The sequence below is a fragment of the Pseudomonas sp. 2822-17 genome, from assembly GCF_002742485.1.
Lineage (GTDB): Bacteria > Pseudomonadota > Gammaproteobacteria > Pseudomonadales > Pseudomonadaceae > Aquipseudomonas > Aquipseudomonas cyclaminis.
The window spans coordinates 1-311 of the sequence record NZ_LJRZ01000102.1; the positions used below are offsets into that span (position 1 = coordinate 1).

Annotated in this window: 1 pseudogene; it reads right to left on the bottom strand. The window is 35.4% G+C overall.

The window, feature by feature from the left end:
- Positions 1 to 300 (bottom strand): annotated as a pseudogene (locus tag AOA60_RS01125) (hypothetical protein); the annotation flags it as partial.
- Positions 301 to 311: the final 11 nt, after the last annotated feature.

A 311-nucleotide genomic window follows, 5' to 3' on the forward strand; every position in this document is an offset into this window, starting at 1 on the left:
CATTAACTCAGTTTTCCCATAGTCGCCTTCTTCTAAAAGACGTACTGCCTGAGACCTTATGGCTCTTTCTAATAAATTTCGAATAAATCTTCCATTACTAAAATGCTCTTCTTGCTGATTTTTTGCATATGTTAAAAGTTCTTTTAATGTCTCTTCAGCCTTTGAGTCTAATTGGTAATCACGTTCTTTTACCATCTTATCTGCCATCTGTATTAATTCAGTCACAGAGTAGTTTGGAAAAGTAACTTTCATAGGAAAGCGTGATGGGAGACCTGGATTAAGCTTTAAAAAACGGTCCATTTCCTTAGGAT